This is a genomic window from Clostridium sp. AUH-JLR23 (assembly GCF_964238065.1).
GTDB lineage: Bacteria > Bacillota_I > Bacilli_A > Erysipelotrichales > Coprobacillaceae > Allocoprobacillus > Allocoprobacillus merdigallinarum.
Genome location: NZ_CAXSKY010000003.1, coordinates 67,095 through 93,496 on the forward strand (window position 1 = coordinate 67,095; position 26,402 = coordinate 93,496).

The 26,402-nt window shown below is 32.0% G+C and carries 16 protein-coding genes and 2 pseudogenes; 14 read left to right on the top strand and 4 right to left on the bottom strand.

Going from position 1 to position 26,402, the window contains the following annotated elements; all coding sequences use genetic code 11:
- Positions 1-2: 2 nt before the first annotated feature.
- The gene (locus ACESR5_RS02365) at positions 3-3,614 is read right to left on the bottom strand and encodes a UvrD-helicase domain-containing protein (RefSeq protein WP_373154046.1); all 3,612 of its coding nucleotides are present in this window, start codon (positions 3,612-3,614) and stop codon (positions 3-5) included.
- A complete protein-coding gene (locus ACESR5_RS02370) occupies positions 3,604-6,282 on the bottom strand; it encodes a PD-(D/E)XK nuclease family protein (RefSeq protein WP_373154047.1) in 2,679 nt (892 codons plus the stop codon). The genes ACESR5_RS02365 and ACESR5_RS02370 overlap by 11 nt, the downstream gene beginning before the upstream one ends.
- Positions 6,283-6,501: 219 nt before the next feature.
- Here ACESR5_RS02370 and ACESR5_RS02375 point away from each other — a divergent pair, with 219 nt between their 5' ends.
- Positions 6,502-7,638, top strand: a complete 1,137-nt coding sequence (locus ACESR5_RS02375; RefSeq protein WP_373154048.1) for an MFS transporter — start codon at positions 6,502-6,504, stop codon at positions 7,636-7,638.
- A gap of 3 nt (positions 7,639-7,641) precedes the next feature.
- Entirely contained in the window at positions 7,642-8,022 is a 381-nt protein-coding gene (locus ACESR5_RS02380) for a PAS domain-containing protein (RefSeq protein WP_087303960.1), read from the top strand.
- A 77-nt stretch (positions 8,023-8,099) separates the two neighbouring features.
- On the opposite strand, the gene ACESR5_RS02385 is transcribed toward ACESR5_RS02380, so the two are convergent.
- A complete protein-coding gene (locus tag ACESR5_RS02385; RefSeq protein WP_373154051.1) occupies positions 8,100-10,007 on the bottom strand; it encodes an NAD(+) synthase in 1,908 nt (635 codons plus the stop codon).
- Between the two features lie 369 nt (positions 10,008-10,376).
- On the opposite strand from ACESR5_RS02385, the pseudogene ACESR5_RS02390 reads away from it, so the two are divergent.
- The 10 genes and pseudogenes from ACESR5_RS02390 (at position 10,377) to ACESR5_RS02435 (ending at position 22,520) form a co-directional block, all read left to right on the top strand.
- Positions 10,377-10,994: pseudogene (locus ACESR5_RS02390) on the top strand (NUDIX hydrolase N-terminal domain-containing protein).
- Between the two features lie 105 nt (positions 10,995-11,099).
- On the top strand, positions 11,100-11,459 hold the full coding sequence (locus ACESR5_RS02395) for a GntR family transcriptional regulator (protein WP_087359541.1): 360 nt from the start codon (positions 11,100-11,102) through the stop codon (positions 11,457-11,459).
- Entirely contained in the window at positions 11,452-12,150 is a 699-nt protein-coding gene (locus ACESR5_RS02400; protein WP_087936338.1) for an ABC transporter ATP-binding protein, read from the top strand. The genes ACESR5_RS02395 and ACESR5_RS02400 overlap by 8 nt, the downstream gene beginning before the upstream one ends.
- A complete protein-coding gene (locus ACESR5_RS02405; RefSeq protein ID WP_373154054.1) occupies positions 12,144-12,914 on the top strand; it encodes a hypothetical protein in 771 nt (256 codons plus the stop codon). The genes ACESR5_RS02400 and ACESR5_RS02405 overlap by 7 nt, the downstream gene beginning before the upstream one ends.
- Positions 12,915-13,277: 363 nt before the next feature.
- Positions 13,278-14,012, top strand: a complete 735-nt coding sequence (locus ACESR5_RS02410) for a transposase (RefSeq protein WP_373154056.1) — start codon at positions 13,278-13,280, stop codon at positions 14,010-14,012.
- Positions 13,949-14,554, top strand: a complete 606-nt coding sequence (locus ACESR5_RS02415; RefSeq protein ID WP_373154058.1) for a transposase — start codon at positions 13,949-13,951, stop codon at positions 14,552-14,554. Before ACESR5_RS02410 ends, ACESR5_RS02415 begins: the two co-directional genes overlap by 64 nt.
- Positions 14,555-14,734: 180 nt before the next feature.
- Positions 14,735-14,830, top strand: a complete 96-nt coding sequence (locus tag ACESR5_RS02420) for a helix-turn-helix domain-containing protein (RefSeq protein ID WP_373154121.1) — start codon at positions 14,735-14,737, stop codon at positions 14,828-14,830.
- Between the two features lie 263 nt (positions 14,831-15,093).
- On the top strand, positions 15,094-18,582 hold the full coding sequence (locus tag ACESR5_RS02425) for an immunoglobulin-like domain-containing protein (protein ID WP_373154060.1): 3,489 nt from the start codon (positions 15,094-15,096) through the stop codon (positions 18,580-18,582).
- Between the two features lie 29 nt (positions 18,583-18,611).
- Positions 18,612-21,497, top strand: coding sequence for an SHIRT domain-containing protein (locus tag ACESR5_RS02430; protein WP_373154062.1), 2,886 nt, complete (start codon positions 18,612-18,614; stop codon positions 21,495-21,497).
- A gap of 456 nt (positions 21,498-21,953) precedes the next feature.
- Positions 21,954-22,520: pseudogene (locus tag ACESR5_RS02435) on the top strand (HAD family hydrolase).
- A gap of 138 nt (positions 22,521-22,658) precedes the next feature.
- Here ACESR5_RS02435 and asnA read toward each other — a convergent pair.
- Positions 22,659-23,675, bottom strand: coding sequence for an aspartate--ammonia ligase (asnA, locus tag ACESR5_RS02440; protein ID WP_373154063.1), 1,017 nt, complete (start codon positions 23,673-23,675; stop codon positions 22,659-22,661).
- 206 nt (positions 23,676-23,881) lie between these two features.
- Between asnA and thrC the strand changes: the two genes are divergently transcribed.
- Together thrC and thrB are read left to right on the top strand one after the other, a co-directional pair.
- The gene (thrC, locus tag ACESR5_RS02445; RefSeq protein ID WP_373154065.1) at positions 23,882-25,372 is read left to right on the top strand and encodes a threonine synthase; all 1,491 of its coding nucleotides are present in this window, start codon (positions 23,882-23,884) and stop codon (positions 25,370-25,372) included.
- Positions 25,369-26,262 carry a homoserine kinase gene (gene thrB / locus ACESR5_RS02450; protein ID WP_087296921.1) on the top strand — a complete coding sequence of 298 codons (894 nt, stop codon included), beginning with the start codon at positions 25,369-25,371 and terminating at the stop codon, positions 26,260-26,262. Before thrC ends, thrB begins: the two co-directional genes overlap by 4 nt.
- Positions 26,263-26,402 lie beyond the last annotated feature (140 nt).

The following is a 26,402-nucleotide window of genomic DNA, read 5'->3' on the forward strand; positions in this document are numbered from 1 at the left end:
TTTTAAAATTCCACACCATAAGCAATATTTAAATAGTAAATAATTGCTTTAATATCTTGATGATACATATCTTTAAGCACTTTTTGATAATAACTTAATTGTGTCTGATGTTTTTGAATCAGCACTTCATCTGTATTTTTACGAGAAACACGATCTGTTTTATAATCTAAAACATAAATCTGATCCTGATAAACAAAAACCAGGTCGAATATACCATGAATAGTCTGTTGGAGGGTTTCATCATAATAAGAGAAACTCTTTTCTTTATAAACATGACTGGCATTTCTAATCATCTGATAGTATTCACTATCAATAAAGCCTTGGATTTTATCTTGATAATTGAATAAGATATTTTGTCCTTCTTCATCAATTAAGGCTTCATTGTAAAGCTGCTGGATTAAAGCTTCCACATCATCATGTTCAAAAGTTAAATAACTTAATAAAAGGTGAACCAATGTTCCTTTGTCTGTTGCACTGATTGTGGCTGTTTCATCACTTTCTGTAAAGAGAATACTATGTTCATCTTCAATATGTGGCAGTTTTGTTACAGCAAGCGCAGCAGGTTTTGAAATATCATGAGGATACTGATAGTTTTGATAATGTTCTTGGATCTGACTATCTAGATTGTATGCTGATGGCTTTTGGTGAGAGATTTTCTCTTCAATTTCTGCATCCGTTGTTAACACTAATGAAAACATGGCATGTTCTGTAGAATCAAATGTCAGATGCTTTTCAAAGTGATATTTTTGAAGTTTTTTAGCTAAAGGCTTGAGTTCATCAATATTTAGACATTGTTCAAGAACATGAGGATGGCGTAAAATAGCTGCCAGTACCCATGAAAGATAGTTGTTTGTTTTACGTAAACGATCATACAATAAGACATGTTCAGCATTTTTCTTATGATAGATATCAGGATGTTCATTGATGATTAATTTGTTCATAATATCTTTGATTTCATCAATGCTTTTTAATACTCCCGTTAAAATTAGTTTTTGAGATGCACGTGTCAAAGCAACATAAAGAATACGCATTTCTTCATTAATCGATTCATCTAGCTGATGACGGGCTATCATATTACGATAACAGTTTTCATATTCAACAGTAATATTTCCAAAGTTTTCTGTTTCGACATAACGTCTAGGCTTTAATGCAATACCTAACTGTTTATCAATCATAAAACGTTCTTTGCTGTCCTGTGTATTAAATTGTTTATGCATATTACATACAAAGACAATCGGGAATTCCAAACCTTTAGATTTATGAATTGTCATAAATTCAACAAAGTCATCATCCTGTGAAGCGACAATAGCTGGAGCCTGATCAGAAGACTCTAAAAATGCTTCAATAAAATCATGAAGATAAGGATGTTGTTGCTGGAACTGTTTTGTGAGTTCCAGTAAAAGTAATAAGTTGGCTTTTCTTTGTTCACCATTCACCAATTGACAGACAAATAATGGATAATCTGTGATTTCATAAATCTTTTTTAATAAATCATAAGGTGAGTTTTGTTTGGCAAATGCTCTTAACTCCTCAAAAATCTGGAGAAATGAGAGAATATCCTGATCATTGGAAAGTTTTAAATTTTCATAAAGAGGAAGATCTTTATGGTCAATACGGATTTTAGCGATTGTTTCTAAGGATATATAGGAACAAGTATAAGGCTGATTGATAACACTTAATAAGGACACATCATCATAAGGATTATCAATGGCTTTTAAAAATGAGAGCATGTTTTTGATTTCGTTTGTGTTCATAAATCCTTGTGATAGGACAATGTGATTAGGAATATGATATTGATCAAAAACTTTTTTAAAAGTCAGAAAAGAAGTGGTTGAACGCATCAGGACAACCATATCTTTATACGAAACAGGTTTTCCTTCTAATGTCATTATTTCCTTAAGTTTAAGAATCTTTTGTGCCACCATATGGGCTTCATATTGTTCTTTATCCAAAGAAGAGGCAGGATTATAGAAATCAATCATGACTTCTGTTGTCAGATGATCTTCTTTAAAAAATCTTTCACGTGCTTCTTTTTGATGTCCTTTTTCTTTTCCATCATAATCATAATTTAAACGTGCACTATCGTCTAAGTAGTATTCTAAACCACCGATTTGACTGTCCATAATTTGATTGAAAATAAAGTTAATAGAATCTAAGACAATCTTTGAAGAACGATAATTAAAGACCAGATCAATTCTTCTTGTTTGTGATTGGAGAGATTCTTCATCAGTTAAAGAAAAGTGATTGTATTTATCAAGGAAGATTTGAGGATCAGCCTGTCTAAAACGATAAATAGACTGTTTCATATCTCCAACCATAAATAATGGAATAGGAGGATCTTGATAGGTAGAAATCATAGAAATCAAAGATTCCTGAATTTGATTTGTATCCTGATATTCATCAATCATAATTTCTTTTAAGCGATGATACAAGATATCAACAATACCATATTGTGGTAAAAGCAATTGATGGGTATAACTTTCTAAATCCGCAAAGTCCAATTGATTCAATTCTTTTTTTCTTTGTTGATAAGCATGCTGGAATTGATCAAGTAACTGTCCTTTTGAAAGCAAGATATCAATCGCTTCAAAGCTGACTTTCAGTTTTTTGACAAAGTCAACACTATCATCTTCTAAATAGGCACTGACAGCTTTTTGATAAGATGATAAAACATCAGTCTTCATTTTCGTGAATGTTTTCTTGATTTGAGGATCAATATCCTTCCAAGACATGTTATAAGCTTTCTCAACAGGTGTTTTTAATAAAGAAACCAGTGTATCATAGGTGATAGCTTGTGATAAAGCTTGTAGACGTTCGTCTAGATAATCATAATAAGCTTCAAAAGGCACTCTCAATGCTTGATTCCTTTCTGTCTGTTCATCTGGTCTTTCATAGAAATCTATCAGATCATGTTCTTCACAATAGACTTCTAGTTCAACAAGTTTATTCATAGCCATGACAACTTCATTATAAAAGATATTCTTTAGATAAGAAAATAACGGCCAATCCTCCAATGAAGGAGAGAGAGTCTCATAATATTGTGACTTGATTTGATTAATGAAATCATAGAAGTGATCAATAGAATGAGACATGTCATCAATAGAAAGCAAAAGAGATTTGAAGCTGTCTAAAGAGTAACCAGGAAAATAAAGTGTTAAAAAATCACATATATGAGAATCCTGAATCCATTTTTCCAGACACTCATCAAGCACTTCATTTTTAATCTGAGAAGGATCACTGTTGATTTCAAAACCTGGCATAACGCCTACCAGATATCCATATTTCATGAGTAATAAGTTACAGAAACCATGAAAATTGGTAATATAGGCATGGGGAAGATGAAGAATCTGTTCTTGGAGATGAGCTTTCAATGTTTCATCAATAGGTGAAGAAACAAGTGTATTCAGCTCTTCAGTTAATCTTTGTTTCATTTCATGACCAGCGGCTTGGGTAAATGTCACGACAAGAAAATCAGATATCTGATAACCTTCCTTAAGCAGTTCAACAATGCGGCTGACCAAAATCTTTGTTTTACCACTACCCGCAGGAGCACTGACTAAAATAGAAGCATCACGTTGTTGAATGGCTTTGAGTTGACCAGCATTAAATGGCATTGTCTTCACCTCCTAAAATTTTCTCTACATCTAAAAATTCCACCAGTTTATAATCATTATAGAAAACATCAAATCCACAAATATTCTGATATGGACAATAGAAACAAGGATTGACCTGTGTATGTGTTGCTTTCTGATCACTACCTTTAGGGGTAATATCAATATGTCCTTCCATCATTTCCTGATAAAGCTGGTAAATATGTTCTTCAATCTTTTCAAATAAGATATCTAGCTGTTGACGTGAAAGAACTTGTCCTTTATATCCATTGCGGCTTTTCACATAGCTGACAGGAATGAAAGAAGAACGTTTATCAAAAGTGGGATCTAAATGAATGATACTTTGGTGTGTCCCGTCATCAATGACATATCCACCACAACGATATTGTTTGATAAATTCATCTTCATCAATGTCCTGTTGCATATTCTGATCAACACTTAAGATACGTTTTTTCGTATTAAAATATAAAACAGCACCAGGATCTTTATGATATGCTTTTGTGACCATTTGTAAATATAATAACATTTGAATCTGAAATCCCTGCATAGCCAGATTTAAATCAATATTTTTAGAACTTGATTTATAATCAATAATAGAAATGTAATTGTCATATTCATCAATTCTATCAACAAAACCTTTAAATAAAATCTGATGAACATAATCTTGCACTTTTTTCTCTTTGTATTGAATCTGAAAATCACTTGTCTTTAAAAAATGTTTTAAAACCTTTAAAGTGATATGAAGATCTTTAATCAGTTGTTCAATAAAGAATTGATTAACAGGTTGCTGGGATATTTTTTGAAGAAGAGTATCATTGTTTTGGATGTATTGATGAACAAGTTCAGCAGTATCTTGTGATTGATCAATATTAATGGATAAAACATAGTGAACAAGTGAACCCAGTTCATTAGGTAAAAGTTTTTGTTCAGGGAGAGGATAAATCCCTAAACCATATTGAATAAAGTATAAAAATGGACATTTGTTGTAGGTTTCAATTTGACTGACAGAAAGATAAGGACTATAAAGCTGTTTCGTTGTTTCTTGAGAGAGTTGTACAGGTTGGTTATGAGTTGATAGAAATGTCTCGATATTTTGATTGAGAATTGCTTTATCAGGATTTTTTCCTCCACGAGAGTAATAAACATCCTGTGGCATAAAAAGTGGTGTTGGAAGTTTTTGACAAGTGAACATATGTGTCAGTTGCTTATATAGAGAAGAAGGTAAAAGCGTTTCTCCATCAAGTGTATTCATGGCATAGGAAAAAGTAAAAGTTTGATAAGGCATTGTCAAAGTTCTTAAAATATCATTTTCATGAACACCTAAAAGTTCTGTTGTTGTCATAGGTGTAGAAATATGATGATTTCTGAGATTTTCAATGTCTTCATCAAGAAGTAAAGCTGTGTCTTTAATGCTTTGAGGAAGGATTGTTTCGTTCATCCCTAAAATAAATAAGTGAGTTGGCATGTGACGTTGACCTTGACCCATCATATACACATGAATCTGATCCTCATTTTTTTCAAGAGTCTGTAGAGTTTGAGGAAATGTCATTTTGAAGAATTCCATAAATTCTAAAGGAGATATGTGACCATCAAGCTGAGCAACCTGGTTGAGATATTCTAAATATTGTGCATCTAAGTCAGGACTTGATAATTCTAATGCAATATCATGATATGTCTGACCTGTACATTTTACAATAGCATTTAAAACTAATTGATAACTGTATTCATATTGACGAAGTTGAACACGAGGAAGATTATGAGGCATATGTAAAGTATCTAATACTTCTCTTAAATCATCCTGATAACTTTGATTTGGATAAATAATAGTAAAGTCGCGATAATGTAGATTTTCATCAGCAATTTTCTGATAGATTGTATAAACCACCTGTTGCACTTCCTGAAGAGGTGTAGGGGCTACAAAAGTATAAACAGAAGAAGTTTGTTGGCAAGGAGTAGGGTTCTGGCTAAAAAGATACTGTGTCATCTGTGTTGGCTGGTCAATAGATTGTCCATCTTGACACAACTGATGATAAGGCAGGTTGAAAAGACGTTCATCTTTTTGGTATGTGTATAAATATGTGATATCACATGTTTGAGATAAACGATGGATCAGATCTTGACGTTGTTTTTGATAGAGATGATCAGCTTCTATAATCAGATGATCTGTTTCTTTTAAGTGGACATCTTTAAACATACTTTCAAATGTGATATGAGTATAAGTATCAAGACGTGATTGAAGTGATTGATAAATATGATAGAAATCTTGAAGCTTTAAAGAGTCATCAGTCTGACCATGGATCTGATTTAGTTCATAATTTTTCATTAAGGGAATAAGTTCCTGAATGAATGGAAAAATATTATCACTTTGAAAACAATGGATGGTTTCTTCTTCAAAAATCTGTCTTAAATGATAAACCCATTCCAAAGTAGAAAGTAAATGATGTCTCGTAAGATGATATTTGATTTGAAGCTGTTTAAGATATTGACTCCAAGTCATAATCTGAATATTGACAAGATAATGAGTATATTGGAAAAAATATTGTTCTATCAAATCTGGTTGATTGCAGATATAGATATATTGTTCAAAAGGATGAGCTTGAGCTTCCTGAACACAATTTTGAATGATTTGTTGGCGTTGATAATGTTTATTTAATCCGTTGATTATTTTCATGACGGTCACCTCGCATTCTATTATACATGAAAAGATGAGAAATGAAAAAGTAAATAACTTTTGATATCTTGTTTTTCCGTTGATGATTATTGTATAATGGAAAACATGGAGGGATAGAGATGGTGCTTTTTCAAATTTGATAAAAACAATTTCTATTTTAGATTTTTCTACATTTTCATGTAGATGTTTTTATCATACTGAGAAAGGACTATTTGATTTATGAAAAAAAGAAATATCTATCTCTTGTTTGCGATTGAATGGCTACAAGGAATGGTTTTTTATAGTTCTGTTGCAACTTTATATCGTCAAAATCATGGATTGACATTAGTTGAAATGGGATTGATTGAAAGCCTGTTTTCAATACTTGTTTTTATTTTGGAAATCCTTATGGGATATTTATGTGATCGTTTAGGATATAAGAAAACGATGATGAGCTGTTATGGAATCTATCTTTTATCAAAGATTGTGTTCTATCAGGCTTATGGATTTTCAATGTTTTTATTAGAAAGATTCTTATTAGCGATAACAGTATCAGGACTTTCTGGCTGTGATAGTGCATTTTTGTATCTGTCAACTGGCAAGATAGAAAATCCACGTGTTTTTGGATATCTCCATGCCTGTGGTGTCGCAGGCATGATGATGTCATCAATGGCTTTTTCATTGTGGATTCATGATATGGAATTAGCTGCTTTATATACCATTTTGCCTTATTTTATAGCGTTTCTATTATCTTTCTTTTTGGAAGATATTCCTATGGAAGGAAGTTCTCATATGGGAATCAAAGATGCATTTTCATTATTGTATCAACAAAAAAGACATATTCTTTTTTTGATTGCTTCAGCATTATTATTAGAAACAACACATACAATCAGTGTGTTTTATAGTCAGCTGCAATGGAAAGCCAGTCATATTCCAGTTATCTATTTTGGACTCATTTCTATTTTTATGACAGCCATACCTCTTTTAGGGGCGAGTTTAGGAAAAATAGTCGAATATATTCGTGAAAAGACACTGATGTTTTTATTGGTATTTGTTTCCATGATCACCTGTATCATATTGGCATTGAGTCATCATCCTTATATATCTATTGCAGGGATTATGATTTTAACTTTAGTAGAAGCTTTTTATTCTCCTTTATCACAGTCGCTTATGAATCAACGTGTTGAGGGTGCTTTAAGAGTCACCATGTTATCAATTTATTCAATGATTATGAATATGGTAGGGATTGTGATGAATATGAGTTTTGGAGTGGCTGGTGATATCAATATTCAATGGGTGATGATTTTAGGAGGATGTTTTTGTTTTTTGAGTCTATTATGTTTAAAAAGAGAAAATCAGAAAAATAAGGAGATTTAAATGATGGAACTGACAAAGGATGTTTTATTAGGTATTTTAGATGCCTATGCTTATGAAATTGTTTTTGTAGATAGAAATCATATTGTGCAATATATGAATAAGACTGCCAAACAAAGATATGGACAAAGAGTTCAAATTGGTCAAAGTTTATTTCAGTGTCATAATGAAAATTCACGTTACAAGATTGAAGAATTTTTAATGAGGGCTGATCAGGGTGAAGAAGAAATGTTTGAACTTTATAATCAAAAAACAGGTGAAAGAGAATTTTTTGTTCCTGTCAGAGTTGATGGGCAAGTGATTGGTTATTTTGAAAGACATGAAGCCCCATGGGATCAAGAACATCCTGAGGTTCCTGTAGGTGAATATTGGAAACGTCGTGAATGATGATAGAGGAAGATTTTAAAAATAGATTGAAATCTTCCTTTTTTGCATTATAAAAAGTGATGTTTCCATCACTTTGTTTATAATTGTTCACATTCTTGTAACCACAATGCAACATTAGCGTCACTAGGCATTCTTAAATCTCCGCGAGGTGATAAAGCAACACTACCGACTTTTGGACCATCTGGAATACATGAACGTTTAAATTGTTGTGTAAAGAAACGACGATAGAAAGTTGTCAGCCATTTCTTGATTGTTGGGGCATCATACTGATCTTGGAAAGTATGACAGGCAATACGATAAAGTTTTCTTGGTTCATAATGGAATCTGGCATGATGATATAAGAAGAAATCATGCAGTTCATATGGACCCACAATGTCCTCTGTTTTTTGAACGATTTCATTATCCTTGGCAGGAAGTAATTCTGGTGAAACAGGAGTATTCAAGATATCCTGTAATGTATCATGAAGAGGCTGCCCTTCATACAATGAAGATACATAATCTACTAAATATCGCACTAATGTTTTAGGAACTGAAACATTGACCGCATACATGCTCATATGATCACCGTTATAAGTAGACCATCCTAAAGCGACTTCTGATAAATCTCCTGTCCCAATGACAATACCACCTTCCTGATTGGCAATATCCATCAAGACTTGCGTTCTTTCTCTTGCTTGACAGTTTTCATATGTCACATCATGAATATTTTCATCATGCCCAATATCTTGAAAATGTTGTATTACAGCATCCCCAATATCCACTGTTAAGGAAGTCACATTTAATTCTTCCATCATTTTTAAAGCATTGTTTTTAGTACGAGATGTTGTTCCAAAACATGGCATTGTTACAGCAATAATATCCTGAGATGGATATCCTAATTTTTGATAAGCCATATTAGCAACAAGTAATGCAAGTGTAGAATCTAAACCACCTGAAATCCCAATGACGACTTTTTTGATATGTGCAGCTTTTAATCTTTGAATCAAACCATGAATTTGAATATCAAAAACTTCCTGACAACGCATTGCGCGTTGATCCTTATTGCTTGGTACAAAAGGATGTGGATCATATGTACGTGTCAGTTCAATATCTTCATCTACTAATGTAAAAGGTATGATCTGATAATGATCCTGACGATTATCATAAGTTGTCATTTCAACACGTTCACTCACTAATTTTTCCATATCCATATCAGCAAAGATGATACCTTCACTATATTGTTGAGATTGAGCTAAAAGACTTCCATTTTCGGCAATCAAATGATGATTACTAAAAACAACATCAGTAGAAGACTCACCTAATCCAGCATTACAATAAGCATAGCCACAAATAAGTCTGGCACTATGAGAAGTGATCAATAGACGACGATAATCTGACTTTGATGTCAAATCATTGCTGGCAGAAGGATTTAAAATTAATGTTGCACCATTAAGACAATGTAAGGTACTTGGTGGTAAAGGTGCCCATAAATCTTCACAGATTTCAATACCGATTTTTAATTCAGGATGACTCTGACATTCAAATAATAAACGTGAAGAAAATGGATAAGTCTGACCATTGATTGTAATGACTTCATCATTGTCTAAAGCACTGGCAAAATGACGTCCTTCATAAAACTCATGATATGTAGGGATATATGTTTTAGGAACAACACCTAATATATCTCCATGACATACTGTTATGGCACAGTTATAAAGTTTGTTTTTCAAAACCATGGGACAACCAAAAGTAAACAATATATCTAAATCTTTTGTCTGTTCACATATAGCAGTGATTTGTTTGTTGACTTCGTTTAAAACACGTTTTTGATAAAATAAATCTTCAATTGTATATCCAGTTAAACAAAGCTCTGGAAAAACAAGAATCTTGATATGTTTTTCATTAGCTTCTTTAACATAAGATATGATTCTTTGTGCATTGTGTTGAACTTGACCTAACGATACTTCAAAATTTGCACAACCTACTCTTATAAATCCATCTTTCATGAATATTCCTCCATTTAATTGATTATATGAAAAAGATATTTATATCTTAGCATTTATTGATTGAAAAGTCACCATGAGTATACAGATTATAACTTTGATTTGGTATATATTAGTATTTATTGATTGAAAAGACTCCATGACTATACAGAATGTTTAAATTTATCTGGTATATACCTTTTTGAAGAAATGTTTTGATATTTATTGGTAAAAAGTGATGTTATGACTATATCACCATAACTATCATTTTCAAGCAAATGGATATTCATTCTTATATACTAGTGATGCCATGACTATAAATATCATCAATTTTATGCATTTCATTGAAATAATGGTTACCAAAGATATAATAAAAATAAAGAGGTGGAAAAAATGAATAATAAAAAATGGGTGAATTGGGCTATTGAATTACAAAGTCTGGCACAAGCAGGATTAACTTATGGTCATGATGTTTACGATCAGGGAAGATATGAACGTATAAGAGAAATATCGGCTGAAATCATGGCGTATCAAAATGATATTCCTTTAGAAAAAGTGAAAGATTTATTTTGTAATGAAAGTGGATATCAGACACCTAAATTAGATACACGTGCAGCTATTTTTAAAGATAATCAAATTCTTTTAGTGAAAGAGAATAATGGAAAATGGTCACTTCCTGGTGGATGGGTAGATGTGAACTTATCAGTTAAACAGAATACAATAAAAGAAGTGAAAGAAGAAGCTGGTTTAGATGTGATTGCTGATAGAATTATTGCTGTATAAGATCGTGCTCAACATAATGTTCCAATTTATGCTTATGGCGTTTGTAAAATTTTTGTGCTTTGTTATGAAATAGGTGGAAAGTTTGAGAAAAATGTAGAAACAGTAGAATCTAGATATTTTGATGAAGATCATTTACCTGAGCTTTCTGCTGAGAAAAACAATGAAGAACAAATTCATATGTGTTTTGAGGCCTATCGTCATCCTAATTGGAAAACTTTATTTGATTGATATAAGAGATAGTGAAAAGCTATCTTTTTTTTGTGTGTGAATATTGACAAAAGAATTATACTGTGTTACTGTATTAGTGTATTAATACAGTAAGGTGGAATGGCTATGAATCATTTTCAAACAGATACGCCTATTTATTTACAGGTTGTTGAAGAAGTCAAATCAAAAATTCTTGGTGGGCAGTTGCAGCCAGGTGATAAATTAGAATCAGTCAGAGAGATGGCATCAAGACTGGAAGTCAATCCTAATACCATTCAAAGAGCTTTTTTGGAATTAGAACATCAGGGATTTATTGTGACACAAAGGGCAGTAGGAAGATTTGTTAGTGAAGACATTGATTTTATTGAATCATGTCGCCAAAACAAAATACAAGAAACGATTCAACAGTTTGTTAAAGAAATGGAGCGTTATGGCATTACAAAAGCAGATATTATTGCTTATTTAAAGGAGGAAAATCATGAGTGAATTTATAAAAATCCAAGATTTAAATAAAAAATATGGAAAGAAACAAGTTTTAAAAGATGTGAATTTAACTTTACATGGTGGACAGATTGTGGGTTTACTTGGACCTAATGGAAGTGGGAAAACAACACTGATTAAAGTTTTAAATGGTTTATTGAAAGAATATGATGGAGATGTTCAAATTGATCAACAAGCTATAGGTATTCATTCTAAAAAAATCATTTCTTATTTACCAGATGAACCTTATTTTGAAAACTGGATGACAACCAGTGATGCATTGAATTTATTTGTTGATATGTATGATGATTTTGATTTGAATAAGGCATTATCTTTAATGGAAAGAATGGATATTGAAAAGAAAGTGAAGATTAAAGAATTATCAAAAGGAATGAAAGAGAAGTTTCAGTTGATATTGGTTATGTCTAGAAAAGCAAAGATTTATATTTTAGATGAACCATTAGGTGGTATTGATCCGGCTGCAAGAGAACTTATTTTAGATACTATTTTAAATAATTATGCTGAAGATGCACTTGTTTTATTATCAACACATTTGATTGCGGATATTGAAAAGATATTTGATGAAGTGATCTTTATTAAAAATGGTGAAATTATCTTACATGAAAATAGTGAGGACTTAAGAATGAAAAGACAAGCTTCTATTAATGATATTTTTAAGGAGGAATTCAAATGTTAAAATTAATGAAATATGAATTTATTCATTCTATGCGTTCCTTTTTCATCTCGTTTTGTGTTTTCTGGGGTGCATGTTTATTATTACCATTTTTTACAGAAAGATTAATTCCAGATATTCCTATTTTAAGCTTTATGATGGCTTTTGGATTTACAGTTTTAGTTATGGGAATTAGTATTGCATTATTTGTCAGTATTTTTACACATTATTATCATTCTATGTTTAAAAGACCAGCTTATCTGACATTGACTTTACCTGTATCATCTTTGCAGTTAATTATTTCTAAGCTGATTGTTTCATTTGTATGGCTTATTCTTGGTGGAATTGCATTGATGTTTGGGGTTTTATTGATGGGAGTTATGATGTCATTGTTGACACATAATATGTCAATCATGCAGATTTTTCAGGGAATTCGAGAAGTGTTCAAAGGATTAGGACAGATGTTCATGAATCAGCCTGGTGAATCATTATTAAGTCTTATTTATATGATTGTAGAAACATATGCGCTTATTATCTCTATTTATTTTGCTTTAACGTTAGCACATACAGCTTTATGTCGTCATCATCGTTTGGCTGTAGGAATTTGTATATGGATAGTTTTGGGAATTATTTTCTCATGGATACAATTTGTTTTATCAGGTATGAGTATCGCATCTTTTGAATGGTATGGAATTCCAGTTACGTTTATGTTCATTGATCTATTTTTCAATGTGATTTTAACTTTCGTCACAGTCTATATTTTAGATTATCATATTGAAATTGAATAAAAGATCCTCAAATAACGAGGATTTTTTTGCTTATCATCTTTTAAATAAATAAAATTGTAATAAGTTTATGAAAAAGGTATATTATATATGCTTTTTTGGTATGTTTTAATTATATCACCTTAATTCAATTTAGTCATTTTTTTAAAAAAGACTAAATTGAATTGTAACGATGAGTAAATTAATATATAACCTTAATTATTCATGAGATTATAATATAATCATGAAATATCCTTATTTCATAGGCATTTTCTGCTTTTATTTATTCTTTTTCTATTCACCCGTTGGGTGAATAGTTTTTCTTTATATATAATAAAAGCTCCTGTATAATGTAAGTGACCAAACTACAATACAAGGAGCACTTATATGATACAATCTATTTTCAATTTTGACAATATAAATTTTAACGATGGCAACATTTCCTGTGATGGTGGCAGCATCTTGCTTCTTTCATTTCTTAAAAAGTACAATCTGCTATCTTCATTAGATGACATTCCTTTCAATGATACAAGAAGATTGCCTAAGTATTCCAATTCTGACATTGTCACTCAAATTGTTTTACGTAACCTTTTAGGCTACTTCAATCAGGCTGATCAAATGACACTTATTGATGATCCACTTTTATCACAATGCATCAATGCCTGTTCACAGCCTACTTTATCAAGATTCTTTGATAGAATCAACATGAAAACCAACATGACCATTAAGGAACATATTCAAAGATTAGGTTGCGACTATGTCAATAGGCATGTTGAGAATATCATTCTTGACGTCGATTCAACAAAAACACAAACTCATGGACATCAGGAAGCTTCTGCATATATCTACCATTATGGTGTCAATGGATACCATCCAATGATGATTAATGAATATAATACCAAACTGTTGTTAAGTTCCAACTTTAGAACAGGAGCAGTATACTCATCTAATGGATTCATCAATGAACTCAAGGAAGTACTGGCACATCTTGATAGAAAAGGCAAGACTGTTTCCATGGGGGTGACAGTGCATTCTACAATACTGAATTCATGGATTATATGCATCATGAAGATATTCAATACTACATTAGAGCCAAAAGCTATGAAAAGATTCAAAATATGATCATTGAACATCTGGAAGACAATGGAATTGATTATTTGAATTACACAAATCAGGAACCCTATTATGGAGAGATAGAATACTCACCTAAAAGTCTATCCACACCATGCCGATATGTTTTTAAGGTATTTCCAGCACAGGATAAACAGTTGACAATGTTCCCAGTTATCTATTGCATCATAACAAATGACATGAAAAGATCATGCGAAGACATCTGTGACTTCTATGAGGAGAGAGGAAACTCAGAGAACTTCACAAAGGAACTGAAAGATGATTTCGATGGAGATAATGTAGGACATCATGATTTTGAAAAGAACTGTTTCCAGTTCATGATATCATCACTGTGTTATAACTTCAATCATCTATTTAGGATTCTTGTATTAGAAGGCAAAGATCAGAAGATACGAATGAATACATTTAGAAACAAGTATCAAAAGATAGCAGTAAAGGTCATACGACATGCAAGAAGAATCATATTGTCATTTAGCAGTGCATATAGATATAAGAAGAAATTCTTAAAATACTATCAAAAACTGCAGAATTAAAACATAAAATCCATAGTTTATTGAAAGTAGTTGAAAAACTACACTTTTTTAGCTACGGTTATTCACAATTTTACGGTGGATAACATTTTTTAAGCTAGAAAATAGACATGATTCATAAATTTTTCATCACAAATTTGCTTTCATGAATAATTTGGGTATAAATTATGGAAAGCTAATAAAATAAGTAAACGCAAGGCAGCAAAGATGTTAAATACAAATCATAATACTTTTACTAATTGGATAAAAAGGTATGAAAAAAACAATCGAAAGTATTGAGTTTTTGTGCAATAAAAAGTAGACATATATTGCCATAGAAAGTAGACTTTTGTTACTATGGATGTTAAAATTATTAACTGAGATAATATGAAATGTATTTACGCTTTTGTATATGTAAATAAAGAGAAAAACAGATATTTTTGTGTTTTTTCTTAGAAATAAGTCTTTTTATCTAATGGGATAAAATGTCTGCTTTTCTTACCATTTCACTTATCTTGCAAGAAACATTTTGGTTCAAGAATATAGATAAGGAGGGAATGAGAATGAACCTAACTAAGAGGCTAACTGCATGGTTTCTTACATTAGTTATGGTAGTAGGTTTGATACCTCAAACTGTATTTGCCCAAGTAACCGCTGCTTCTTTACTTCAATATGAAGTTACACAAGAGGTGAATGAAGATAAAACAGAAGCAACGATTTCCATAAAATTTACAGAAACAGAAACGATTCAGTTAGAAAAAGTAACATTACCAGATGGTACAGAGAAAGTAGAAGACTTATCAGAGGTTACTTATACTGTATCTGAAAATGGAAAGTATGATTTTAAAGTGAATTATGTAAAGGATGATACACCACAGGAAGAAACAATTCCTGTTGAGGTATCAGGATTAGAGGAAAAGAAAGCAAAAGAAGTCTCAATAGAAGAAAATTTAACTCATGCTGAAAATGATTCTAATCTCTCAAAGGCTAGTGGAAATACTTACGAAGTTTCTACGGATGATCAATTAAAGAGTGTATTAAAGCAAATTGAAGAAAACCAAGATGCAGAAGCAACAATTGTGCTTACTGCTGATATTGGTGACCAAACTAAATTTGTTGGGGTTGCGAATAAATCCATTACTGTAAAAAGTACAGAAGGTCAAAAATATGCACTTACTCTTGGAAATTACTTAGAGGGAGATATCACAATAGATAATGTTAAGGTATCTTCTGGAACACTTTATTGTAATGGACATAGAACGATTTTCACCGAAAACTGTGACTTTTCAATTGGTTCATTGTTTGGTGGAGCGAATGAACAGAATGTAGACAGTGTTTACGTGAAAATTAATGGAAAAGGCGTTATTAACTCTGGTAGTTCAGAATTAGTGATCACTGGCGGTTGCTACAAGGGTTCAGTTGATGGTGATCTATATATGGAAATTGACGGAAATATTGATATTAAAGCATCTGCCGGTGGACATTACATCTCCGGTGGAAGCAAGGAAACTCGCTACGGTGGTGATACTTATACGGGCGATCCACTATATGTAAAAGGAGACCTTACTTTCATTATCGGATTGAATAACATTTCATCCACACACAATTTGTCTGGAACTCACAACACTCATGTTTATGGAAATTTGAATCTTATTGTCAAACATGGGACATTTACCGGAATTGATGGTCAACGTGAGAATCCTAAAAAAGCTATAGTCGATGGAAACATCAATATGGTAGTGGGTGATCCAAATGAAGAATTACCAGTATATGTAACATGGAACTGGGGAATTGTTGGTGCTGGTGAAAAGATTGCAAATTCACAAGATCTTTATAAAGTGGGTAAAGATGTAAATATTACTACTTATGAAAATGTCTGGTGTTGGAAACCTGGACAAAAACCAGTAGATCAGATTGGTGGTCTTACAGGTGTTGAATCCGCACAAGTTCAAGGTAACGTAAATATTCAAGTAAATGGATCTCATTTGAAAGATATTATTGGTGTCAACACAGGAATGTATTACAACAATCCAACGATCCAAGGAAATCTTAAAATTGAAGCAAATGATGCACATTTAGAAAGTCCTTATACAGAATGTTTTATTTATTCAACTACAGATGAAACTTTTATCCATGGGAATGTCGATATCACGATGAACGGTGGAAGAACGAATCAAATTAGTACCTATCAGGGAACTATTGATGGAAAGGTAGCAATCAATTTAACCGGAAGACCAACAATCACAAATGATGTGATTGGAAAACATATTGATAATTCTTCACCTAGTGATGAATCTATTTTAAATATCAACCAAGGAACATTAACTATTCCTCAAGGGATTTGGTATTTCAATGATGTAAACATTACCAATCAGTCAGATGTCACTTTAGGAAATACAGAAAAACATGCATTTCGACCTGGAATTTACGATATTAATATTACTGATTCGAGTTTGACAACCAATAACCAAGCTTATTCGAAAGGTGCCGTGACAATGGATCATGGTACTTGGGTTGCAAATGGCCGTCTTTATGTTACGAATACAACAAATACAAATGACTCTAACATTGTAATGAATGATTACGCAGCATTTGGATATGGTCATAAAGATGACGCTGCATATAGTAATACAGTTGTAACAAGTAATAATGACACATATACATTTAATAAAAATGACTATACAGATAATATTTATGGAAATGCTGAAATTACAGGCAGTACATGGAGTGTATTTGTACCAACGATTATTGGTGGAAATTATAATGCGACTACAAGTAAATTGAATTTATTAGCCTTCACAGGTGATGAAAACTATCCTGATGAAAAGATTCCTTTAGAAATTTTGGGTATAGCAACAGGAAGTACAGCAGTGACGCTTGTTGATAAAAATGATACTTCAAAAGAAGGAAAACCTATTGTTGGGCAAAACTATATCAATGCATTAAAAACAAGTGAAAAAACTTTTGAATTAGCAAATGAAAATGCAAAATCAGAAGGTCTGTACTTTAAGAAACTTGCAGATGCTGATACAAAAGATAAAGTAGATTATGATATGTGGCAAGTAGCTAAAAAAGATGCATACAGAGTTCTTTATTCTTTTGAAAGTGGAACATCTGAAAAAAGTCTTCCAGATGAAATAATTGATTTATTACCTACAGATTCTAAAAAATATTATGAAGGAAATACGATTACAGCAGAAGATCCATCTCAACTAGAGTTTGAAGTAACTGATGGAGTATGGACATTTGAAGGGTATGATGCTGATAGTAAGATTGCAAATACTGATAATGTAAATGAAGATGGTTATATTCAATTTACAGGAACATGGGTATTTAAGAAAAATGCTAGTATCATAAACCTAGTTCCAACAATTAGTGCTAGTGATAAAACATTAACAGTTGGAGATAAATTTGACCCATTAAAAGATGTAACTGCAATGGATAAAGAAGATGGCGATATCACATTAACAAATGATAATATCATTAAAAATGATGTAGATACTACAAAATCTGGAATCTATGAAGTTACATACAAAGTGACAGATAGCCAAGGAGCTTCAACAATTAAAAAAATCTATGTAACAGTAAATCCAAAAATGGAAGGATTGAATCAAATCCCAGTTATCAACGCAGAAGATAAAACTATAAATGTAGGAGATAAATTTGATCCATTAAAAGATGTCACTGCGACAGATAAAGAGGATGGAGATATTACAAAAGAAATCGAAATCTTAAATAATGAAGTAGATACTAACAAAGCTGGAGTATATGAAGTTACATATAAAGTAACAGATAGCCAAGGTGCTTCTGCAGTTAAAACAATCAAAGTTACTGTAAAAGATAAAGATACACCAGTAGTTCCAGGTGAACCAGATAAACCAAATAAACCAGATGATACAAATAAGCCAGTTATTGTACCAGACACATCAGTAAATGATAAAAATCCACAAACAGGAGATAGTACAAACATGACACTTTGGGCATTACTATTTATCGCTTCTAGTGTTGGTTTAGTTAGTGTATATCGTAAAAAAAGAAAAGTGAATCAATAAAACTAATCAAGAGATAGGAGTGAATTATAGTGAATCTAACTAAAAAATTAACTGCATGGTTTCTTACATTAGTTATGGTAGTAGGTTTGATACCTCAAACTGTATTTGCCCAAGAAACCGCTGCTTCTTTACTTCAATATGAAGTTACACAAGAAATGAATGAAGATAAAACAGAAGCAACGATTTCCATAAAATTTACAGAAACAGAAACGATTCAGTTAGAAAAAGTAACATTACCAGATGGTACAGAGAAAGTAGAAGACTTATCAGAGGTTACTTATACTGTATCTGAAAATGGAAAGTATGATTTTAAAGTGAATTATGTAAAGGATGATACACCACAGGAAGAAACAATTCCTGTTGAGGTATCAGGATTAGAGGAAAAGAAAGCAAAAGAAGTCTCAATTGATGAAAACAATGAAGTTGCAAAGCAAAAAGTGGATAGCACAAGTTCTAAAGAAGTAAATCCTAAAAGTATAAAGTATATTCATTTAAATAGTCGTGACGGAGATGACCAAAATAATGGACTTACAGAAGCATTAAGCGTTAAGACATTTGCAAAAGCAAAATCATTGCTACAAGATGGAGATATTATTTTAATAGATAGCTATGTGGCAATCACACAAGATGAAACATGGGATCTAAAAGAGTTCCCAAATTCAAAGGTACAGCGTAATTGTTCCGCAAACATGATAGTGATTGGGGATAAGGCTTCACTGGTTTTAAGTAATATTAGAATTGATGGTAGTCATCATGATGGAATAGTGGAAAAAGGCTTTGAGTCAATCATTCGTATGGGAAAACAAGAAGGTAATGAAAACAATTCTAGTAATCTAACATTGAATTTAGGAACAATTCTTGAAAACAATATTAACACTAGAGGATATGGTGGTGCTATTAATGCGAATAGTTATAATAAAATAACTATAAATAATGGTGCAATCATTCAAAATAACGGAACATTAGAAAGTGGTAAAGCACCAATTTATGGTGGTGCAATCAACTTAGAAAATAATTCTGAATTGATTATGAATGGTGGAACAATCCACAATAATCATGCCGTTACTGGTGGTGCAGTTTCAATAATCGCATCTTCGATGATTATGAATGGCGGTTCAATTACAAATAATTCTGCTAATAACAAAGATTCATTTGCAGGTCATTACGGAGGAGCTATTTGCTTGCGTAATTATGCTGGCATTTCAGGAGCGCCTTCATATAATATTGAAGGTGAAGCAAGTTTCACAATGACAGATGGTACAATTTCAGGAAATGAAGCAACTTATAGTAGTTCTAATGGTGATAATGGACTAGGAGGAGCAATAGCAACTTTACCAGACTTCGCACATGGACATGAACACGATCTTAAGATCACAATAAATATCACCGGAGGAGACATCATTGGAAATACAGCTATGAATGGAGGGGCGATTTCTGCATACTTTGATGCTGTAAATGTAACAGTTTCAAATGCGAACATTTCTAATAACGAAGCGAAATCTCAAGGCGGAGCTATTTATGGAGTATTTAATTCAAAAATAAATCTAGAAAATACTGTTATTTCACAAAACAAGGCTTCAATCGGTGCAGGAGTATATTTACATTCTTCAGAAATGCAGATGAATTCCGGAGATTTAAAAGTAAATACAGCAACTTCAGCTGGTGGTGGTATCTATATTGATAATGGTTCTTGGAATAATAAAACAGCAAAATGTACGATACTTGGTGGAACAATTAGTGGAAATAAAGCTAACTCAGGTAGAGGTAGTGATGGTATTTACCAAAACAGTAAGTTAAATATCGGTGAAAAAGCATCAATTAACAAAGACAATGATGTCTATCTTCCAAGCGGTCGTGTAATTGATGTCATAAAACCGTTAGAAAATATCACGCAAGAAAATAGCGTTTCTATTACAAGTAAAGATTGTGTTGTAGAAGATGAACAAAATAAAGGAACTCGTTTAGTCAACTATCATGATGAAGCAGGTGGAATAAAAGCAGCAGAAAATGCTGAATATCAACAATTATATATTCCAAGTAGTTATATGCAAGAAGGATTGGTTATTGGTAAGAGTCAAGCAGAAGATCAATTGAATTATATGACTTATGTACAAAAGGAAAAATATCCTGTTACTTATGAATTTGTAAATGGAACAGATGAACAAAAGCTTCCAAAAGAAGTAATGGATTTACTGCCTGTAGATGATAATAAATACATAGAAGGTGCAACAATCAATGCAAGCGAGCCAAATAAAACAGAAGTTACTGTTTCAGATGGTATTTGGGTATTTAAGGGATATGATGCTAATAGTAAATTATCAAGTGCAGACAATCTAAACGAAGATGGATATATCCAGTTTACAGGGACATGGGAATTTAAGAAAAATGCTAGTATTCTCAATCAAATTCCAGTCATCAATGCAGAAGATAAAACCATATATGTTGGAGATGAATTTGATCCATTAAAGGATGTTACTGCAACAGATAAAGAAGATGGAAATATTACATTGACAATCGAAAATGTCATCAAAAATGAAGTGGACAATACGAAAGTTGGTGTTTATGAAGTTACATATAAAGTAACAGATAGCCAAGGAGCTTCTACAATTAAAACAATCAAAGTTACAGTAATAGCAAAAGATGCTCCAATAGTTCCAAATGAACCAGATAATCCAAATAAACCAAATGATTCAAATAAGCCAATTATACCGGATACATCAGTAAATGATAAAAATCCGCTTATACCAGATACATCAGTAAATGATAAAAATCCGCTTATACCGGATACATCAGTAAATGATAAAAATCCGCAAACAGGAGATAGCACGAATATGACGCTTTGGGCATTACTATTTATCACTTCTAGTGTTGGTTTAGTTGGTATATATCGTAAAAAAAGAAAAACGAATCAATAAATTTCTCGAAGCTAGGAGGAATGATTTATGTAACGAGATATTTTCGAAGATATGAGAGCTAAAGTTGGTTGTATGTATATTTCGGATTTATCATCTTCAAAAGACAAAGTAGAAAAAGAATTACTTGAATTTATCGTTAGATCAATATTCAGAAGAACAAGTTTTTGAGTTTTGTGAATATGTTTTTGGTAAAAGTAATTCAGTTTACAAGTCTTTAAAAGATAAAACAAGTAAATAGCTTATCATATTGATAACATCAATAATGATATCAACAATATGATAAATGTAGTTTTAAGGGTAGTAATCGAATATGAAAACTACCTTTTTTTTTCACGCACAGAAAGGAGTGGTCAAAATGTATAGGATACGAAGTCCAACATGAAATAAAAATTGAATCATAAAACAACTATGCGACTGATAATCAACTTTCAGTCGCTTTTTAAATTTAGGATCATTATGATAAAAGTAGTTATTTTTGATATGGATGGATTATTGATTGATAGTGAAGTGATTTCTTATCGCTGTTATAAGGAACTGATTGAAAGTTATGGATATTCATTTATGATGGAAGATTATATTCAGGATTATCCAGGAAAGCAGTTAAATGTATCTTTGCAGTTTATTAAAGAACATTATCATTTGGATTATGATATTGAGGAGAAATTCCAATTGTTTCATCATTTAGAGCAGAAATATATGAAAGAAGATGGTGTCCAATTGAAAAAAGGAACTCAAGAATTATTAAAGTATTGACAGGAACATGGATATTCTATTGCGCTGGCAACATCAAGTCTGTCATCAAGAGCTCATAGCATTTTAGATGAGCATGATGTTTTACATTATTTTGATGAAATGATTTGTGGCAGTGATGTTTCAAGAGGAAAACCATTTCCAGATATTTTCTTAAAAGCCTGTGAAAGATTAAATGTTTTGCCATCAAAAGCTATTGTTTTAGAAGATAGTGAAGCAGATATACAGGCAGCTTATGATGCTCATATTCCTGTTTACTGTATTCCAGATTGAAAGCAACCAGGTGAAGACTATGTACAAAAGACACAAGGTGTTTTGACATCATTATTGGATGTTATAACAATCTTAGAAAATATGTGATGACATAAAAAACTATAATCAACCGGATCTGATTGATTATAGTTTATTTTTTTATAATAAATGAATGTGATTTTCTTTACATAATTTCATAGTTTCATCATCCCATAAAGAAGCTTGTACTTCTCCAATATGAGCTTTTCTTAAAAAGAACATACATAAACGGCTTTGACCAATTCCACCGCCAATACTTAATGGAAGAACATGATTGATTACATTTTGATGGAAAGGTAAAGATAAACGTTCCATTGCATTGGCTTTTTCTAATTGCTCTTTTAATGCGTGTTCATCTACACGAATACCCATACTTGAAATTTCTAATGCATCATCTAATTGCGTGTTATAAACAAGGATATCCCCATTTAATTTCCAGTCATCATAATCAGGTGCACGTCCATCGTGTTTTTGACCTGATTTTAAAATATCCCCAATTTGTAAGATGCAGACAGCTTTTTTATCTTTTGTGATAGCTTTTTCTCTTTCTTTAGGTGAAAGATCTGGATATAAATCTTCTAACTCTTGAGAAGTGATAAAATAGATTTCATCAGGCAAAATAGATTCACCGAGTTGTGGATAGTGTCTGATCATGAGAAATTCAACATCTAATAAAGCATTATATATTTTTGAAACAATTGCTTTAAAATAATCTAAAGTACGATCTTCCTTGGAAATCACCATTTCCCAATCCCATTGGTCCACATACATAGAATGAATATTATCTAATTCTTCATCTTTTCTAATTGCATTCATATCTGTATATAAACCTGTATGTTGTTCAAAACCATAGCGATAAAGAGCATCTCTTTTCCATTTAGCTAAAGAATGAATGATTTCGATTTCATCATTATGATTCAATTCAAATGAAGTAAATGAAACAGGTTTTTCAATTCCGTTTAAATCATCATTAAGCCCAGTATTTTTTAATAGAAATAAAGGCGCAGAGACACGTGTTAAACGAAGCTGTTCAGCTAATCTTCTTTCAAATGTATCTTTAATCATCTTAATAGCAACTTCAGTTTCAATTAAATTAAGATGTGGTTGATAATCTTTTGGTATAATGATTTGACTCATTTTTGATTCCCCCTTTATATAATTATTGCTATTATATTATATTGTAGAATATTAGTCAAAATGATATTTTAAAAATATCATAAAATATTTGTTATTTTTAGATATTTTATAAAATAAATAGGAACTATACTTAAATATGCTAATAATATTGACTTGTATTTTAAAATTGTATACAATGTAACAAATATGGAAAGCAGGTGTATATCATGAATGAAAAGAAATATGTGAGTACAAGAGGTCAACAAAGACCATTGGATTTTTGTGATGCTATTTTACAGGGAATTGGTAGTGATGGAGGATTGCTTGTTCCTGATTTTGAATTGGATCAGAAAGATTTAAAAGCATTACAACATTTATCTTATGTAGACATGGCAACTGAAATTATGACTTCTTTTGTGGGAGAACAGGAAAAAGAAGAAATGAGAGCGTTATGTCAAAAAGCTTATGGACAAAATTTATTTCCTCAGGAAGTTGTTCCTGTTAAACAGGCAGGAGATGTTTTTATCGCTGAATTATTCCAGGGACCAACAGCCGCTTTTAAAGATATGGCATTATCATTATTGCCACATTTTATGACATATTCACTTAAGAAAAAAGGTGAACAAAGAAAAGTTATGATTTTAGCTGCAACATCTGGAGATACTGGAAAAGCTGCTTTAGAAGGATTTAAAGATGTAGATGGAACATATATTCAGGTTTTCTATCCTGTTGATGGGGTTTCACCTATTCAAAAACAACAAATGGTAACACAGACAGGAAACAATGTTGATGTGGTTGGAATTCAGGGAAATTTTGATGATGCTCAAAGAGCAGTGAAACAGGCTTTTCAATCATCAGCATTAAAAGATTTATGTGATGAACATCATGTTTTCCTTTCTTCAGCTAACTCTATTAATATAGGGCGTTTGATTCCACAGATTGTGTATTATTTTTATTCATATATGACACTTGTTAATAAAAATGAGATTCGTTTAGGTGAGAGTGTTAACTTCACTATTCCAAGTGGAAACTTTGGCAATTGTTTGGCTGGAGTTCTAGCCAAAAAGATGGGTTTACCAATCCAAAAATTTATTGTAGCGTCTAATAAAAATAATATTTTGACTGATTTTTTCCGTACTGGGAAATATGATGCACGTCGTGAATTTTATAAAACAAATGCACCTGCCATGGATATCCTTGTTTCAAGTAATTTAGAAAGACTTGTGTATATGATGGCACAGGATAGTCAAAAGGTAAAATCATATATGGATGATTTGAATCAAAATGGTGTTTATGAAATTTCATCTGATTTACTAGAAAAGATACAGGATGTATTTAAGGCAGGATGGCTTAATGAAGATGAAGTACTAGATACAATCAAAACATGTTTTGAACAGACAGGTTATCTTTTAGATACACATACTGCTATTGGTTATGGCGTTTATAAAGAATATCAAAAGACTTCGGGAGATGAAACAAAGACAATTATTTTAGCGACAGCTTCACCATATAAATTTGCTGATTCTGTTTATAAAGCTTTAACAGATCAAAGCTTATCTGAATATCAAGCGATTGAAGCTGTTTATGAAAAAACAGGTGTTGATATTCCAAAGCCATTAGTTCAACTTGATCAAAAAGAAATTTTACATCAAAAAGTTATTGATAAAGATGATATAATTCATGAGATTTCTCAAAAAATAAAGGAGATGTCATTATGAAAGTCAAAGTGAGAGTTCCGGCGACAAGTGCTAACTTAGGACCGGGATTTGATGTTGCAGGTCTTGCTGTGACATTATACAATACATTTGTTTTTGAATTGCTGGATCAGGGCTTAGAAATTACGGGCTGTCCGCAACAATTCTGTAATCAGGACAATTTAACTTATCGGGCATTTGTTGAAGGTGCAAAAGCTTGTGGATTGCAGTTTCAAGGATTACGTATTGAATGTAGTGGAGATGTCCCTTATACAAGAGGTTTAGGAAGTTCTTCAACATGTATTGTTGCAGGTATTGTCGGTGCATATGCGTTCATGGATCGTAGTGAAGATCGACAGGAAATATTAGAACTGGCAACGCAAATAGAAGGCCATCCAGATAACGTAGCACCAGCCATTTTTGGTGGATTGACAGTATCAGTCATGAATGAAGAACATGTCACAACGTTGAATATTCCTGTCAAACATGATTATCGTTTTGTTGCTTTCATACCTCCATTTACTTTATCAACAGAAAAATCTCGTGCTGTTTTACCACAACAGTTGCCTCGTCAGGATGCTATTGCGAATGTTTCTCATTTAGCATTAATGGTTGCCTCTTTAATCAATGGATATGATGATGGACTTAAACTTGGTTTTAAGGATCGCCTGCATCAACCTTATCGTGGAACTTTGATTCAGGGATATGATGAAATTATGTCTGTTTTAGAACAGGATGAATATGTACTGGGATGCTATTTATCAGGGGCTGGTCCAACGATTATGGCCTTGATTAGAGAAAGTGATAAAAAAGGTGTTGTAAGAATGAAAGAAGAGCTTGGTGATTTGTTGAAAGATTGGCAGGTAGAAAAATTAGAATTAGATATGCGCGGTTATACATGTGATTATGAATAAAGGACTGTCTTGAATGTTTACTCATTCAAACTGTCCTTTTTTTGTATGTGTATTTAGTGAATTGGATACACTATAAATAATTATTCATTAAAAAAACATATTAATATTATAAAATTGAAAAAGATTGGAGAGATGAATAT

Coding starts and splice junctions, on each gene's coding strand:
- ACESR5_RS02425 (WP_373154060.1), top strand. CDS start 15,094: ATGAACCTAACTAAGAGGCTAACTGCATGGTTTCTTACATTAGTTATG.
- ACESR5_RS02370 (WP_373154047.1), bottom strand. CDS start 6,282: ATGAAAATAATCAACGGATTAAATAAACATTATCAACGCCAACAAATC.
- asnA (WP_373154063.1), bottom strand. CDS start 23,675: ATGAGTCAAATCATTATACCAAAAGATTATCAACCACATCTTAATTTA.
- ACESR5_RS02380 (WP_087303960.1), top strand. CDS start 7,642: ATGGAACTGACAAAGGATGTTTTATTAGGTATTTTAGATGCCTATGCT.
- ACESR5_RS02365 (WP_373154046.1), bottom strand. CDS start 3,614: ATGCCATTTAATGCTGGTCAACTCAAAGCCATTCAACAACGTGATGCT.
- ACESR5_RS02375 (WP_373154048.1), top strand. CDS start 6,502: ATGAAAAAAAGAAATATCTATCTCTTGTTTGCGATTGAATGGCTACAA.
- thrC (WP_373154065.1), top strand. CDS start 23,882: ATGAATGAAAAGAAATATGTGAGTACAAGAGGTCAACAAAGACCATTG.
- ACESR5_RS02410 (WP_373154056.1), top strand. CDS start 13,278: ATGATACAATCTATTTTCAATTTTGACAATATAAATTTTAACGATGGC.
- ACESR5_RS02385 (WP_373154051.1), bottom strand. CDS start 10,007: ATGAAAGATGGATTTATAAGAGTAGGTTGTGCAAATTTTGAAGTATCG.
- ACESR5_RS02400 (WP_087936338.1), top strand. CDS start 11,452: ATGAGTGAATTTATAAAAATCCAAGATTTAAATAAAAAATATGGAAAG.
- ACESR5_RS02395 (WP_087359541.1), top strand. CDS start 11,100: ATGAATCATTTTCAAACAGATACGCCTATTTATTTACAGGTTGTTGAA.
- ACESR5_RS02415 (WP_373154058.1), top strand. CDS start 13,949: ATGCATCATGAAGATATTCAATACTACATTAGAGCCAAAAGCTATGAA.
- thrB (WP_087296921.1), top strand. CDS start 25,369: ATGAAAGTCAAAGTGAGAGTTCCGGCGACAAGTGCTAACTTAGGACCG.
- ACESR5_RS02405 (WP_373154054.1), top strand. CDS start 12,144: ATGTTAAAATTAATGAAATATGAATTTATTCATTCTATGCGTTCCTTT.